At 40.3% G+C, this 14738-nt stretch carries 13 protein-coding genes; 5 read left to right on the forward strand and 8 right to left on the reverse strand.

The window, feature by feature from the left end; genetic code table 11:
* Positions 1-2: 2 nt before the first annotated feature.
* From A7P55_RS17310 to dnaX, 8 genes are all read right to left on the reverse strand, one after another.
* Positions 3-1058 (reverse strand): ATP-grasp domain-containing protein, encoded by a 1056-nt coding sequence (locus tag A7P55_RS17310; protein ID WP_171553068.1) that lies wholly within the window; start codon positions 1056-1058, stop codon positions 3-5.
* Entirely contained in the window at positions 1055-2584 is a 1530-nt protein-coding gene (locus A7P55_RS17315) for a lipopolysaccharide kinase InaA family protein (protein WP_171553069.1), read from the reverse strand. The genes A7P55_RS17310 and A7P55_RS17315 overlap by 4 nt, the downstream gene beginning before the upstream one ends.
* Complete coding sequence (locus A7P55_RS17320; protein WP_171553070.1) at positions 2577-4385, reverse strand: PP2C family serine/threonine-protein phosphatase; 1809 nt, start codon at positions 4383-4385, stop codon at positions 2577-2579. The genes A7P55_RS17315 and A7P55_RS17320 overlap by 8 nt, the downstream gene beginning before the upstream one ends.
* Before the next feature lie 21 nt (positions 4386-4406).
* Positions 4407-5465, reverse strand: a complete 1059-nt coding sequence (locus tag A7P55_RS17325) for a TerY-C metal binding domain-containing protein (RefSeq protein ID WP_171548269.1) — start codon at positions 5463-5465, stop codon at positions 4407-4409.
* 34 nt (positions 5466-5499) lie between these two features.
* A complete protein-coding gene (locus tag A7P55_RS17330; protein ID WP_004807629.1) occupies positions 5500-6135 on the reverse strand; it encodes a VWA domain-containing protein in 636 nt (211 codons plus the stop codon).
* Between the two features lie 36 nt (positions 6136-6171).
* Positions 6172-6813, reverse strand: coding sequence for a TerD family protein (locus tag A7P55_RS17335; RefSeq protein ID WP_171553071.1), 642 nt, complete (start codon positions 6811-6813; stop codon positions 6172-6174).
* A 34-nt stretch (positions 6814-6847) separates the two neighbouring features.
* The gene (locus tag A7P55_RS17340) at positions 6848-7486 is read right to left on the reverse strand and encodes a VWA domain-containing protein (RefSeq protein ID WP_171553072.1); all 639 of its coding nucleotides are present in this window, start codon (positions 7484-7486) and stop codon (positions 6848-6850) included.
* 110 nt (positions 7487-7596) lie between these two features.
* Positions 7597-9597, reverse strand: coding sequence for a DNA polymerase III subunit gamma/tau (gene dnaX, locus A7P55_RS17345; protein WP_171553286.1), 2001 nt, complete (start codon positions 9595-9597; stop codon positions 7597-7599).
* 202 nt (positions 9598-9799) lie between these two features.
* Here dnaX and A7P55_RS17350 point away from each other — a divergent pair, with 202 nt between their 5' ends.
* The 5 genes from A7P55_RS17350 (at position 9800) to A7P55_RS17370 (ending at position 14693) form a co-directional block, all read left to right on the forward strand.
* Positions 9800-10966, forward strand: coding sequence for a cupin domain-containing protein (locus A7P55_RS17350; RefSeq protein ID WP_171553073.1), 1167 nt, complete (start codon positions 9800-9802; stop codon positions 10964-10966).
* Positions 10967-11164: 198 nt separating this feature from the next.
* Positions 11165-12220 (forward strand): linear amide C-N hydrolase, encoded by a 1056-nt coding sequence (locus A7P55_RS17355; protein WP_171553074.1) that lies wholly within the window; start codon positions 11165-11167, stop codon positions 12218-12220.
* Positions 12221-12257: 37 nt separating this feature from the next.
* A complete protein-coding gene (locus tag A7P55_RS17360) occupies positions 12258-12770 on the forward strand; it encodes a hypothetical protein (RefSeq protein WP_171553075.1) in 513 nt (170 codons plus the stop codon).
* Positions 12771-13251: 481 nt separating this feature from the next.
* Positions 13252-13818: a TetR/AcrR family transcriptional regulator gene (locus A7P55_RS17365; RefSeq protein WP_171553076.1), complete on the forward strand. Its 567-nt coding sequence runs from the start codon at positions 13252-13254 to the stop codon at positions 13816-13818.
* A 563-nt stretch (positions 13819-14381) separates the two neighbouring features.
* Entirely contained in the window at positions 14382-14693 is a 312-nt protein-coding gene (locus A7P55_RS17370) for a metalloregulator ArsR/SmtB family transcription factor (protein ID WP_004807645.1), read from the forward strand.
* Positions 14694-14738: the final 45 nt, after the last annotated feature.

The following is a 14738-nucleotide window of genomic DNA, read 5'->3' on the forward strand; positions in this document are numbered from 1 at the left end:
CTTTATATTACACAAATACTCTGACTTATGCTGCGTACAGTGATTGAACTTTCCATCTTTTCAGGTTGATAATTGAGCTGTAGTGCTTGCGCAATCGCCAAATGAACCAAATTCACGCCACTCATAAAGGTATGTGCTATGCCACCTGAAGGTCGAGAGTTCACCTCCAAGATATATAACTGCTGTTGATCATTATATCGAGCCTGCATATTGACGAGTCCATCGCAACCAAATAGTGCAGCCACCTGATGTGCCAACTCAATCGCTGGATCTTCAAAGGTTAAGTTTTGGCAACCATTGTTCTGTTTATAACGTGCAATCGCACCATGCACCTGACCATGTATGCACAACATATCCACTGAGCACTCCAGTCCTGATAAAAATGGCATGACCAAATACACAGGGGGTTGTTCTAACTGGCGATAGCTCTCAATGAACGTGTCTGGATGTGCTTTAAATCTCATGCTATTGGCAAAGACATCAAAAGCATCCGCTTTAGGATCTAAATGCCAAAACCCTGAAGCAAAAACCCCTTTGGCAGGCTTGACGCACACATCGCCTTTTTGCAGCCAGTCATGATATGCATCTTGTAATTGCTCAGCATTTTCAACAATGGTTGCTGGTGCAACCGCCAAGCCATGCGTCACACAGATTTGAGTGAACAGAGCTTTGTCATTCAGTTGCTCGATCTGCTCAACCGTGTCACAGCCCGCCATTAGACGAATGCCTAATTGCTCGAAGCGATGTTTTTGCGCTAGATAAATTGCAGCATGATGCCCAGCAATGATCAATTTGACGTTTAAGCGTTGTGCCTGCTGTAACACCCACTCGACTCGCTCTGACAAAGGTGGTTCTTGTAAAGCAATATCGGCAACAGAAGTAATTTCAGGACGATCATCTGCATGTGATGCCACCACATGAATTCGGGTATCAAACGGCGCCGTTTTTGCTGCCAAAATTAAATCACGCTGACAAGAATGTGCTTGGGTAAACCAAATCCCGATCGAATTTTCTGCAATGCCAATCTGAGCAAGCTCATTCACTATTATTTGCGTCATATACACTCCACCATTTGCACCACCACTAAGCGGCCTCCATCCTGACGTGAAAGTAAAATTTGTTTTCCATCTAGCAATTCAATTTTTTCGCCGATTGGAATGCTTGTTTTGGTTGCCACATCCATGAGATCTGGCAGATTTTCATTCACCAACCACCACTGATTTTGGTGAAAAATAAAATAGCCGACACGTTTGGTTTGTTCTGCTGTTAGGCGCTCATTCGGCGCAATCAGATTATTGGCATGCCACGGGTAAAGCGATTGCCCTGTCCAGACCATTAAACGGTGGTTATCGGGTCTAAAGCTGCCTTCTCGACGTGCCGAATAGAGGTTCAGTACAGGTAACTTACCTTTAAAGGCTGTACCACAAAATGGACATACTGGTTTTGTTGTATTATCAAATACATACCATTTTTGACTGCAATCGCTATTTAAACAAGGCTGAATCAAATCCACCGTTTTAACCAAAGCAGTTTCCCAATCATTGGCTGAAGGTCGCTGCTGCGGTTGCTGTAAACCTGTCACAAAGCTTTGTAAAAACAGTTCTTTTAAATAAGGACCTGTCACGGTGAATGGAATTTTTTCTGGATCGGCCCACGGTAAAGCGCTTGGACGTACCTGACTGACTTTTACCCGATTGCTTGAATCAGTTGGATGCTCAATAAATAAGGCATTATCACCCATCGCCAGATTTTCATCGCGCTGCGGATCATTCACATCATGGACTTTGCCACCACGCAATGGGTGCCGATACAGCAAATACATGTAGATTAATACTGCCAAAGCATGGCGATCGGTCATGATATTTGGGAGATTTCGCTGTGGGTCATCTTTTTTTAAATGATTAGTTTTCACCACTTCAGGTGCAATAAAATCAGGCGTACCCACCACATCCGGCGGATATTTGCCAGGCACGACCAGACCATCAACATCTATGACACAGGCACGGCCAGTTACAGGATCAATCAAAATATTCTTATAGGATAAATCTGAATGCGCCAAACCTGCAGCATGCATACGGCGCACAGCACGGGCGATTAAAATACAAATTCGCAGATAATTCGACCAATTACCTTTTTCTTTTTCATCTAAAAACCGATTTTGGTTATTGGCACTGGCAAACCATTTCCCTTCTTTTTCCTTACCTTTAATGCCTAAAAAATCATTATTTTTAGAGCCATGCTCAAAGAAAAACTGTTTTTGGTAAGTGGGGGCTGTAATGCCCAATAAACCATTATATTCAATCAAACCATCGGGCCAGCAAAAGACATTTTTCCAGTAATCCCCACCTGCACTGTTAAAAATACCTTGCCATTTATTGCCAACTATTTCCTTTAAGCGGTCCTTCTGTCTTTCTAGCTCAGCATGTGACTGATAGAAATGATTTTTCTCTTTGCTAAAAAAACACACCACATAAGATTTATCAGGCGAAAAATAGACATCTTTCATCGCTCCTGAGCCAATGACCTCATCAACGAATGCAACTTGCCGACCATCTAAAGTTTGACACTGGATAATCTTAGTCATTGACAGAATCCTCGGCCGTAATCACAGGCGTGTTCCATAAAATCGCCAAAGTACGATCATCATGATGCCCTGCGCTAAAGAATTTTGACCACTCCAATAAAGCTTGATCTGGGTGTGTCTGCTGTAACTGTGGTTCAATTTCTTGCCATAATGCCTGCCATTTTTCGTGGTTCGCAAGTCCAGCATCCGTTTCAAAGCGCGGATCGGAGATACCATCTGTCATTAAAATCACAGCTTCACAATCATCGTAATAGCCAATATTGACGCGACTACCAAACTGTTGTGCAAAACTGCGATCTAAGAAACGGGTTTGCCCAGCAAACTCTCCACCATCAGGTTTACCCATTAAACGCACTTTATCTTTGGCATATACAGCGATCGCACCATCGCCCATCCAAAAGGTACTAATAAAGGTTTTTTGCTCACGTTGTTTAACTACAGCCACCAACAAAGTCGTGGCATACGCCTTGGCTGCAACCTGCTTTAACTCGGCTTCCTGCTCAATGGCTTCAATCGCCACTTGGGCTGTTTTATAGAAGGTATCGTGAAAATCTTTATAAATCTGCTGTGCAACAGACTTGGTCATTTCATCATCCCTGCCAACTTGCCATTGCTGCAATAAGCGATCCAGATGTGGATGATGCTGTTCGAGGTAATCTGTCAGCGTTTTGGCTGCGCTTTGCACCGCAAGTAAAGAGCCTTGTCGAGAGTAACTGGCACTGCCAGCACCGTCCGCAACAATCAATACTGACCAATCGGTCTCTGCAACACGAGCAATTATAAAGTCATCATCACGGAAAGTGCCTGCGTGTTCATGCGAACGTCCACGTTGGCTACAGGCAGCAAGGTTAAAATGCTCAGTCTGAATCAGTTGTTGGTCACTATGTGCTTTCTGATAAGGCGCATTGATATCAGGTTCATTAACTTGCCACAAACTACGTGGATCAGCAGTAATAATAAAGGTCACCTCTCCCGATGACCACGCTTGTACCGCCTCATTGTTTTTATACTGAAATGCCAGTTTAAATTCACCTGCTTGCAACGGTATGCCCTGTAATTGTTGGGCTTCATCATCAAATACGATGCCTAAGTCTTCTGGGATTTTGATTGATTCAGAACAAATCAGCACTTCTTCTTTAACTGGATATTGCATTTGAATACGCGCTTGATAGTCTTGCCCAACGCGTGCATTGGGTATCTGAAAATGAGGCATTTTTTTCACCATTTTCACCTCATGATTTTTTTTTCCTGAGACATTATTTTGATTGTGGTCTGTATTATTTGAGTCGATATCTGCGGTCGAATTAACTGACAGTAATGAGGTTGTCGGAAGTGACATCGCAGTGCAACGATCATTTATAAGAGATGGTTCAGCTTCTGCTTCAACAGGAGAAGACAAATAAAGCTCGTCTAGAAAATCAAGCTGATCAATTGACTCCAATGCATCAGCCTCATGAATTGGAGTCAGCATCATCTGCGTATGATCGAATTGCTGTTGATTTGGTTCAGTAGGATCGAGTCCAGCGCTGATAGAGGCATAAATCGGCAAGCGACCCTGCTCAAGAATTCGCTGTAATGAAGAATGTTGAAACGCTGACGACTGCTCTAATTGAAAGTCCATCAGCGCATATATCTGTTCAGCCAAATCATGATAGGCATTATAAATTTCTTTATTTTTCAACAATTGATTAAAGGACTCATCATCCACCACAAATTGGTTCAGTTGAGTTTGATCTTGTAACAGCTGCTTTAATGTATTTAAAAAAGCTATCTGAACGTCAGGAGTCAATGTTTGCGACATGGCTTTTCCTCAATCCAACTTTTAACCACGTCCTCGTTGCACATCGAAGCCGTCCATTCCACCATAACCAAAACTGACTTGGCGACGGCACCATGGGCAAGTCACGTCCTCGCTAAAACCGTCATAACACATCAATTGGCCGCAACCACACATCGCAAAAGCCGTTTCAGCCAAACAATGTGGACACTCTGGGGTACCTTGTAACAGCGTGGTATTAACCTGCTGCTGATGCTGGGTTTGATCAGACCAAGTGAAATAGTCCTCATCAATTTTGCAGCATTCAGTCAATTGAAAATGATATAAATTCAGGTTGATATTTAGATCTTGGGGCGCTTGATACTGAATTTCGCGTTCAAATTTCATTAAATAGGGTCGATTCAGTTTGCCACAGCGCCCGACAAAGGTGACACAGTTTTCATCCACTAAGGTTTTCTTGGCTGGCAAATCCTTGACCAGACGCATATAACGCTCATCAATTGGCGGTAAATGATCTTGCTGCTGCCCATCCCCAATACTTTTACTTTGTGCAACCACAGAAGCACTAATCCATTGGAAAAACTTTTTAAAGTCTTGTTCATTCAACTCATCAAAAGCAATACAGTGCTCTGTTAATTGCTTGAGCGTTGCATAATCAACGTTTTTACCCATCCCCAAGGCAATCAACGTACAGCGTCGTGCATATTTCTTTTGCCAGCGGTAAATCGCATCTTTGCATTCATCGGTCGGACGACCATCCGTAAACAAATATACGATTGGCTTCCAATCCCCTTTGGTTTCTTCCGTTGTTTTAATCAGATGGCGATCAAATTCATTCATCAAATGTTCTAAGGCTTTGCCTAAATGTGTCCCACCACCTAAAGGTAATTTCGCAGGATAATAAGCAAATACTTCAACTAACGGAACTAAAGTACGAACAATTCCTGCAAAGGCAATAACAGAAACATACACGGTTTCCAAGGCATATGGATCTTGACGTAATTGTTGCATAATCAACTGGATGCCTTGTTGCATCTGTTGAATATTTTGCCCCGCCATCGACTCAGAACAATCCAATACGAAAAAAACAGGTAAACGGCGCATCTTCTGATTATCCTTAATGTATTCTTTATTTTATTTACAACACCAACTGCACTTCTGGCGGCGGTGGCGGCAATGAAACAGAGCCTGAAATCCCCGCACTACTGCTTCCAACGACGACACTGGCAGACACCCACTTAAAGAATCCTGCAAAAGATGCTGCATCCATGGTATCCAATACCACCACTTTATCAGTAAGTTGCAGGAGGTGCTCCTGTTTGGCTTTTGGCCCAGCGGCACAGGCAACGATACTGGCAAAGTTTAACTGTTGTATGACAGGAATCGCTTGCTGGTAAGCATAGACATCTGAAGGTGAGCCGTCAGTCATCACAAATAACAACGGACGCCAATCCCCTTTGACCTCATCGGTACTTTTTTGTAATTGTTGGCTCACTTGTTCTGCCAACAACTCTAACGCAGCTCCCATAAAAGTTGCGCCTGCACTCGGCACATCGATATCGGCAAGCTGTACTTGATCTAAAGGCGTTAAAGGCAAATAAACCTTCGCCTCCAGATCAAAGGTAATAATACTTAAATGCACGCTCTCCAATGCATAAGGGTCTTGACGCAATGCACTTAACATGGACTGCAAGCCGACGTTCACCGAATGAATTGGTTCACCTCGCATCGATCCTGAGGTATCTAATAAAATATAAACGGGTAAACGGCGCATGTTGTTCTAAACCTTTCTTTAGCCGAAAATCAAATTTTAAGCGTATTGTTTTAACCATTCCACAAATGAATCAGATTGGGATGCCTGCCCGACTGCATTAAATTTCCATCCTGCTGATTCGCGGACAAGTTCAGCAAACAGTAATGAACGCTGTTGATCATATTGCCCAATACCTGACAAATCGAAACGTACCATTTCCTTGCCTGTGGTATCCACTGCACGGATAAATGCATTTTTGACTTGCCCAAAATGTTGTTTATTCTCTGCAGCTTTATAGATTTGCACCACAAATACGACTTTCTGGTATTGTTGACCAAGGTCATTGAGCTTCACGATAATTTGTTCATCATCGCCATCACCCGCACCTGTACGGTTATCACCTGTTAACCAGATATGTCCAGAAGAATGTTTTTGATTATTAAAAAAGATAACATCACTATTTTCTAAGGTAACATTCCCCTGCGCATCTCGCCCCAGATTATTGACCTTGCCATTGCTCCCCACAAGGAAGGCAATCACATCCAGATCATATTCAGCGCTATTGCCACCAAATAATCCACCAAGAAAGCCTTTTTTCTGCTCCTGAATATCCCAACCTAAACCAATGGTCACTTGAGACAAATTATTTTCAGTTTTGCTTAGACTTATGCCTTGACCTTTATTTAAACTCACAGCCATGGTTTTACCCTCTTATTTAATCTTTGTTTTGCTTTTATAGTACGATGTTGACTTCAGGCGGTGGTGGTGGCAGATCACCTAAACCAGTGACTTCTTTTTGTCCAGCATCCACTTTCTGGCTGCCTGTTGAAATACTGGCAGAAACCCATTTAAAGAATGCTTTAATCGTATTTGAATCTGCCGTTGCCAATTCAACAACAACTTCTGTGATTTGTTTTAAAATTGAAGTATCAGCGCCATGTCCTGCTGCACAAGCCACGATCACGCCTGTTTTGACTTGTTGTAAACGTTGCAACCCTTTACGCCAATCATCTGTTGGCACGCCATCCGTCATAATGAAAATTAAAGGCTTCCAGTCACCTTTGACATCTACTGTGGTTTTTGCCACTTCTTGTTCAATTTTATCGGCTAATAGCGTTAAAGCATCACCCAATGCTGTAGTCCCAGTGACTTGCAAATCTGGCGCTTGAAAGGCGGCCAATTCAGTTAAAGGGACTAACTGTTTGGCTTGACTATCAAAACTAATTAAAGATAAATAAGCCGTTTCCAGCGCATAAGGATCTTGACGTAAAGTCGAAAGTAAAATTTGTACCCCATTTTTTACGGCTTCTATGGGCTCACCGTGCATAGAGCCTGAGGTATCAAGTAATAAATAAACTGGCAAACGACGCATTATTTTTTTACCCTTATTTCGTTATGATTTAAATTTTAAACATAGATTACACTGTTAACCTATGTAAATCATTACAAAGTAAAAAATAAATACTCTTCTGTCTATTCCAACTAAGGCTTGAGCTGAATATTGACCAATTCAGCATCAAAAGTATCGACCAGATTCTTAATTGTCGGCTCTTGGTGTAATAGCTCGACTGCACGATGATAGGCTCTTTCTTTACGCTCATTCTGCATCATTAAAGGCGTATTGGAATCAACCGCAGCATATTGCACACTGAACAACGTTTGTGGCCATTGTGTTTTTAATGCATCCTCCAAGCCATGCTGCAATTGCGACAACATGCCTTCATACTCTTGAGGAATCTGAAAAACAGAAACGGCATTGATCTGTCCTTGCATCACACCATGTTGGGCTAACTCTTGAACAGCAGGTGAAAGCTGGCTGGTTCTGAACCAATATTCCCACTTTTCTAAATTCCACTCACCTTCCAAAACCTGCTCACGCAATTTTAAAATATCTTGAGGCATCAAGTCTGTTTGCCCAAAATCTTGCTGCTGTATTAGCGATCCAACAGGCTGATCTACGACAACAATCGATTCCGAAACAACCACTTCAAGCACTGGCTCTGCGATGAGATCAAGTTCCTGTTCAGCTTGAGGCTGCTTCAGCTGTACTTGAGGATTTTGCTCAATAGGAAAAACCAGCACATCATCCGCCTCAACGATATTCGACTGAATCGTGTGTTGTTGCGCTGATACATCCAATCCAATTAACTGGCCGTCCTCGGCATCAAACACCATGAGATGAGGATTTTGATTGCGCTGTTCAGGTTCAGGTTCAGGTTCAGGTTCAGGTTCAGGTTCAGGTTCAGGTTCAGGTTCAGGTTCAGGTTCAGGTTCAACGCTAACCGTTTCTTGCTGAACTGCAAACTGATTTTCTGTACTTAAATCCGGTACGGGCTGATGCGCTTCAGGCGCTGTAATTTGCGCAACAGGTGTTGCAGTTACGGTAACTTCATTCAAAGTCAAAGGTCTAAACGCCAGTAAACGCAACACCGTCATTTCAAAGCCTTGCTCTTGCGTCACCGCAAGTTGCAACTCAGCTCGACCTTTACAGGCAATTTGATAATACAACTGCAAATCTTGAGCAGAAATGAGTTTCGACAATTGTAGAATCTTCTGGTTAATTTCTTCACTATATTTCAGTGCAAGATCAGGCAAGTATTGCAACAATGCCAGTTCATGCAAGGTAGAAACCAATTGATCCAAAACCAAAGATACGTCTAAAGCTTGCTGTCTAAATTGTAGAAGGAGCTGACTTACCCGTGCTTGCTGATTTTGATGAATCGCTAAAATCAGATCATAAATAATGGTTCGGTCAATTAAGCCCAACATGTCTTTGACATCTTGATGATGGATAGCACCTTGACCATAGGCAATCGCTTGGTCAGTTAACGATAACGCATCGCGCAATGAACCTTGTGCAGATTCAGCAATTTGCCAAATCGCATCTTGATCGGCTTCGATCTGTTCTTTATTTAAAATTGCAGTCAAATGTTCTGTGATTTCATCGACAGCCAAAGGACGTAAGGTAAATTGTAAACAGCGTGAGATGACGGTAATAGGCAGTTTTTGTGGATCTGTCGTTGCAAAGAGGAACTTTACATGCTCTGGTGGTTCTTCCAGTGTCTTGAGCAAGGCATTGAATGAATGCGTTGAAAGCATATGCACTTCATCGATTAGATAAACTTTGAAACGGCCCTGCGTCGGCGCATAAGGCACATTGTCAAGTAACTCGCGGGTATCCTCAACCTTGGTCCGTGATGCCGCATCGATTTCAATTAAATCAATAAAACGACCTTCATTTACGGCCTTACAAGTTGCACAAACTTCACACGGCGTTGAAGTCACGCCTGTCTCGCAGTTCAAACATTTGGCTAAAATACGGGCAATCGTGGTTTTACCGACACCTCGCGTTCCAGTAAACAAGTAAGCATGATGCAAACGGCCACGTTCCAGTGCGCTGGTTAAAGCACGAGAAACATGGTTTTGCCCCACTAACTCATTGAAATTACGTGGACGGTATTTTCTTGCCAGTACTTGATACATGAATGCTCCTTTTTGCGTCTTAAGCATACTGTTTTTTTGAAAGTCTGTGAATGAATCCGCTTCTAATTGATCAAGATTAAATACATTGCTGCACTTTTGATGACTATTTCTGAGTTTTTCATCACGTTCAGACAAGACTTGCACCAATATTCAACTCAAGGGAGAATACGCACTAATTTATATGTTGTTGGTTTTATTTCCCATGTCTCAATCTTTAACGGTACTCGGCGGCATTAGTGCAGAACAATTTCTTAATGAATATTGGCAGAAAAAGCCGTTGCTGGTCCGTAATGCAATGCCTGAAATTATTGGCTTATTAGAACCAGCAGATGTTCAAGAACTGGCATTGGAAGAAGATGTCACTGCCCGTTTAATCCGTCAAAAGAATAAAAATCCAAATGAGTGGCATGTGAAATCATCCCCTTTAACCAAAGGTGATTTCCAAAAGCTGCCGAATCTTTGGACACTTTTGGTTCAAGCAGTAGATCATTATTCATTTGATATTTCGGAACTTTGGAAGAAATTTCCTTTTATTCCTCAATGGCGCCACGATGACATCATGGTGTCTTACGCACCTAAAGGCGGCTCTGTTGGTAAGCACTTCGATTTTTATGATGTATTCTTGGTTCAAGGTCATGGTCATCGCCGTTGGCAATTGGGCCAAATGTGCAATGAATCAACTGAGTTTTTGCCAGATCAACCGCTGAAGCTTTTAGCCGACTTAGACATTCATTTTGATGAAGTTCTTGCCCCAGGCGACCTTCTTTATGTACCACCAGGCCTTGCGCATTATGGTGTGGCGGAAGATGATTGCTTAACCTACTCTTTTGGCTTCCGTATGCCAAACCTTTCAGAAATGATTGATCAAGTTAGTGATAAATTTGCAGAAAATACCTTACTCAAAAATCCATTGATCGATATTGCACGCCAGCAAACAGCACATCTAGGGGAAATTAACAGTACTGAGTTTTCATATTTAAAGACTCAATTACTTGATTTCCTCACTCAGGCGCCTGAATTTGATGCAGCGATCATGGCCTATATGAGTGAAGCAAGCTATCCAAACAACATTCCAGAACCTGAAGAAGTTGATGCTCATGATGTTGCCGAGATTATTGGTGCGGATTATCAAATTATTCTAGAACCAGCCTCTCGTTTGCTTTACAGAAAACAAGATGAGTCTCTTGAATTTTGGGCAAATGGCGATACCGTTTGCGTATCAGAAACGTTTATTCCATTTTTGAAACAAATTGCAGATGGTGAAAGCCTCTTGCTAGATGAACGATTTAATGACGTCGAGATTCTAGAAGATATCACAATGCTGCTTAATACCGCCGTTGTGATGTTATTACCGCCAAACGAAAACTAGAACATTCATTTTCCTGTGGATAGAGATTAAACTCTATCCACATTTATCTAAAATACAGATCAAAAAATAAAACCCTACTTTTTTTAATGATTACATTTTAAAGCTTGAAAAAGAAAATTATTTTAATAGACTAAATTTAATTCATTACAAAAACATCACATACAAATCAGTTCATGAAAACAAATTGGAGACTTACTCGTGTTTAAAAAAATATTATGCCTTTCTTTTATTGCATCTTCATTGATTCTACAAACTAGCCATGCTTGTACGCGTGCCGTTTATTTAGGCAATAATGATCATATTATTACTGGCCGTTCAATGGACTGGAAAGTTGATGTGGCCACCAACCTCTGGATTTTACCCAGTGGTGTAATTCGTGACAGCAATGCAGGACCAAAATCTTTAAAATGGAAAGCCAAATATGGCAGTGTGATTGCCACAGGTTATGATATTTCAACGACTGATGGTATGAATGAGGCTGGATTGGTTGCCAATGTATTATGGTTGGTTGAGTCACAATATCCAGACACCAAGCAATCTAAAAAACCCCAATTGAGTATCTCCGCTTGGGCGCAATATGTACTCGACAATTATGCCAGCGTTGCTGAAGCTGTCAGTGCGTTGGAAAAAGAGCCTTTTGATCTGATAACTGACAGCGTGCCTGGCGAACAACGCCTCGCAACGTTACATTTATCGATTTCAGATAAAACTGGTGATAGTGCGATTATTGAATATATTGATGGCAAGCAAGTCATTCATCATAATAAAAAATACCAAGTCATGACCAACTCCCCGACCTTTGATCAACAACTGGCGCTGAATACGTATTGGCAACAAATTGGCGGAACAGTGATGTTACCTGGTACCAATCGTGCTGCTGATCGCTTTGCACGTGCTTCTTTTTATATCAATGCGATTCCTAAAAATGACACCCCTAAAGATGCTTTAGCATCGGTCTTTAGTGTGATTCGTAATGCATCTGTGCCTTATGGTTTAAATACTGCAGAAGAACCGAATATTTCATCTACACGCTGGCGAACTGTCGCAGACCATAAACAGCTACTCTATTTCTTTGAATCTGCTGTTTCTCCAAATGTATTTTGGGTAGATTTAAAGAAAATTAACTTTAAAGATGGTTTAGCGCGTAAACTTGATCTTGGCAAAGATCAACAAAATACTTTTGCTGGTGATGCAACCGATCAATTTAAAATATCAAAACCATTTGAATTTCTTGGTCCACAACTACATCATTAACATTGAAATATTGAGTACATCCTAGAGAGTTAAAAAGATGAAAAAAACTTTAAGTTTACTGAGCCTTTGTATTGTGATGAGTGGCTGCGCGACCTTACCTGACTCTTCTGCAAACTCAACAGGCAATCTCGCAACCGCTGGCTCTTTGAACTGCAAAGCCAACGAACTTTGCCCGAATGTTTTTGTTGAATGGGATAAACAACACAAAGAGCAATTAAGAGTCGAGACGGTACTCGACAGTAGTTATGATTATTATGATATCAAAAGCCTCACTTTCTTAATCGATGATAAGACTTTTACTTATCAGCCAATTGGCCCAACACAGCAAAAAGACATCAATCGACTCATTCCAAGACGCTCATCGAATAGCTTCATTCTGCCAAGTACATTCCTTTACGAACTGAAAAAAGCGAAAAATGTCGAACTTTCGATCGCAACAGATAAAGGCAACATCAAACGTTCAGTCTATACCCCAAGCCAGCAATCTATGCTTTACCATAATTTTATAAAGCTAATTGCAACACTACCATCACAGCAAAACAAATCTTAAAATAGAAAATTATACGATGAAAGTCAGTTATTTATTTTAACTATAACTAACTGGCTTTTTTTATATTTATGTACTTATTCAAAACAGATTACTGAGCAGGCATTAAAAGTAGAACTGTTGTTTAAATATACACAAATCTACAAACAAGAATAAATCTCAACATAACCATCATAATTAAATCTAAACACCTCATAAAACCAGTTATCCTTTGAAAACAATTAGATGAATAATCACGAATCAAATAAGTTTAAGTTATTCTAATCTTTTATCGCATTTTAAGATTTTATTAATAGTTATTTTCTATAGATAGAAAACATTATTTTCAAACCCTGCACTTGAAAATACGGACAAAAGAATCATTTAAATGAATAATGTTATTTTTTCCTATGATATTTTCAAAATACCATGTAAAATCCCTGCCAAAATTGCATGATGAAATGCAACATGATGCTCTTGGCGATGGGCGAACTAGAGGCGTTGTATGTCAAAAAAAGAAGATATTATTACCACTGCATTAAGACTTTTTAATTCGCATAGCTATAACTCGATCGGTGTAGATCGAATCATTAGTGAATCGGGCGTTGCAAAAATGACTTTCTACAAATACTTCCCTTCAAAGGAAAAGTTAATTGAAGAATGCTTAGTGCAACGTAACATTAATCTCCAAACTTCTTTAAATGCAACTTTGGCAGAATGTGATCCAGACGATCATCTTGACCAACTTAAAGCAATCTTTGGATGGTATGCAGCCTGGTTCAACAGTGAAGATTTTAATGGCTGTATGTTTCAGAAAGCTTTAGAAGAAGTGATTAAAATCTATCCTTCTACTTTACAACCTGCTACCCAATACAAGATTTGGTTAACGGCTTTAATTGAAAACTTATTAAAGAACCTTGATATTCGTAACCCGACTCATCTTGCAACATTGATTGTCAGCATTTTAGATGGTATGACGATTCAAGCCCATGTCAACAAACATTCAGTTGCAATGGATGAATACTGGAAGCGCGTAGAACACTTGATCAGTTTTGAAAAAGCTTTGGCATGAATACGAGATATCCCTTTATTTATAAAGGGATATCTTTTTATAAAAACGTTTGAAAAATCAGGTATCATTGCATAAAAAATAAAGCGTGATTTATAGTTATTATTGTGGCTCACGCTTGCGTCTGAGTGTAAAAAGAATAATAAGTATTATTACCCTCTGGCGGTTGCGCTCTCGCACTTCCGATCCTTCTTATGCAGACAGATCGTTCTGTCTTGTTTCTCATTATATATGTTTTTTTGTGAAGCACAATCTTTTTTTTAGTTTTTTATATTCATTAATTATATTAACCACTTAATTTTATTATTTAGTATTTTTAAAGAATAAATCAAACAATATCGAACCATAATGGCTTCAAACTAGATATAAACCTCCCAAAACAACAATAATGTGTATTTAATCACGTATTTTACACAAATAACCGATTAATCAACAGTATAACACCCTTTTATCACTTTTACTGATATACATTTTCATTAAAAACCATTGCAATTATTCAGTTTTACTACAATTTTTCCATTGCGTGACTTTATACTAGCCTCGGCTGTAACCTAGAGAGTATATGCATGCAAAAGGATTTCGAGATCGACGCCATGAGAGAGTCTGCTGGTACAATTGTGACTGTACTGAAATCTCTGGCAAATACTGATCGTTTAATTATTTTGTGTCATTTGGCTAAACAAGAACTTAATGTTTCACAAATTGAAGAACTGACCCAAATCTTCCAACCTACGCTTTCACAGCAATTGATGATGTTAAGAAAAAGTAATGTTGTTTCTACTCGTCGCGATGGCAAACAAATTTTTTACTCAATTTTAGATCCGAAGCTGCAAGTCGTTTTGAATACGCTGTATGAGCATTACTGCCCTCAGGCATAATTCTCAAAAAAAATTCAATCGTACCCTCTTTAGCATTTTTTCTGC

The organism is Acinetobacter sp. Ac_5812 (assembly GCF_013072695.1).
GTDB lineage: Bacteria > Pseudomonadota > Gammaproteobacteria > Pseudomonadales > Moraxellaceae > Acinetobacter.

Excerpts from the sequence above, each read along its gene's own strand:
- A7P55_RS17350 (WP_171553073.1), top strand. The coding sequence starts at position 9,800 with ATGTCTCAATCTTTAACGGTACTCGGCGGCATTAGTGCAGAACAATTT.
- A7P55_RS17365 (WP_171553076.1), top strand. The coding sequence starts at position 13,252 with ATGTCAAAAAAAGAAGATATTATTACCACTGCATTAAGACTTTTTAAT.
- A7P55_RS17335 (WP_171553071.1), bottom strand. The coding sequence starts at position 6,813 with ATGGCTGTGAGTTTAAATAAAGGTCAAGGCATAAGTCTAAGCAAAACT.
- dnaX (WP_171553286.1), bottom strand. The coding sequence starts at position 9,597 with ATGTATCAAGTACTGGCAAGAAAATACCGTCCACGTAATTTCAATGAG.
- A7P55_RS17360 (WP_171553075.1), top strand. The coding sequence starts at position 12,258 with ATGAAAAAAACTTTAAGTTTACTGAGCCTTTGTATTGTGATGAGTGGC.
- A7P55_RS17315 (WP_171553069.1), bottom strand. The coding sequence starts at position 2,584 with ATGACTAAGATTATCCAGTGTCAAACTTTAGATGGTCGGCAAGTTGCA.
- A7P55_RS17325 (WP_171548269.1), bottom strand. The coding sequence starts at position 5,465 with ATGCGCCGTTTACCTGTTTTTTTCGTATTGGATTGTTCTGAGTCGATG.
- A7P55_RS17320 (WP_171553070.1), bottom strand. The coding sequence starts at position 4,385 with ATGTCGCAAACATTGACTCCTGACGTTCAGATAGCTTTTTTAAATACA.
- A7P55_RS17370 (WP_004807645.1), top strand. The coding sequence starts at position 14,382 with ATGCAAAAGGATTTCGAGATCGACGCCATGAGAGAGTCTGCTGGTACA.
- A7P55_RS17330 (WP_004807629.1), bottom strand. The coding sequence starts at position 6,135 with ATGCGCCGTTTACCCGTTTATATTTTATTAGATACCTCAGGATCGATG.
- A7P55_RS17340 (WP_171553072.1), bottom strand. The coding sequence starts at position 7,486 with ATGCGTCGTTTGCCAGTTTATTTATTACTTGATACCTCAGGCTCTATG.
- A7P55_RS17310 (WP_171553068.1), bottom strand. The coding sequence starts at position 1,058 with ATGACGCAAATAATAGTGAATGAGCTTGCTCAGATTGGCATTGCAGAA.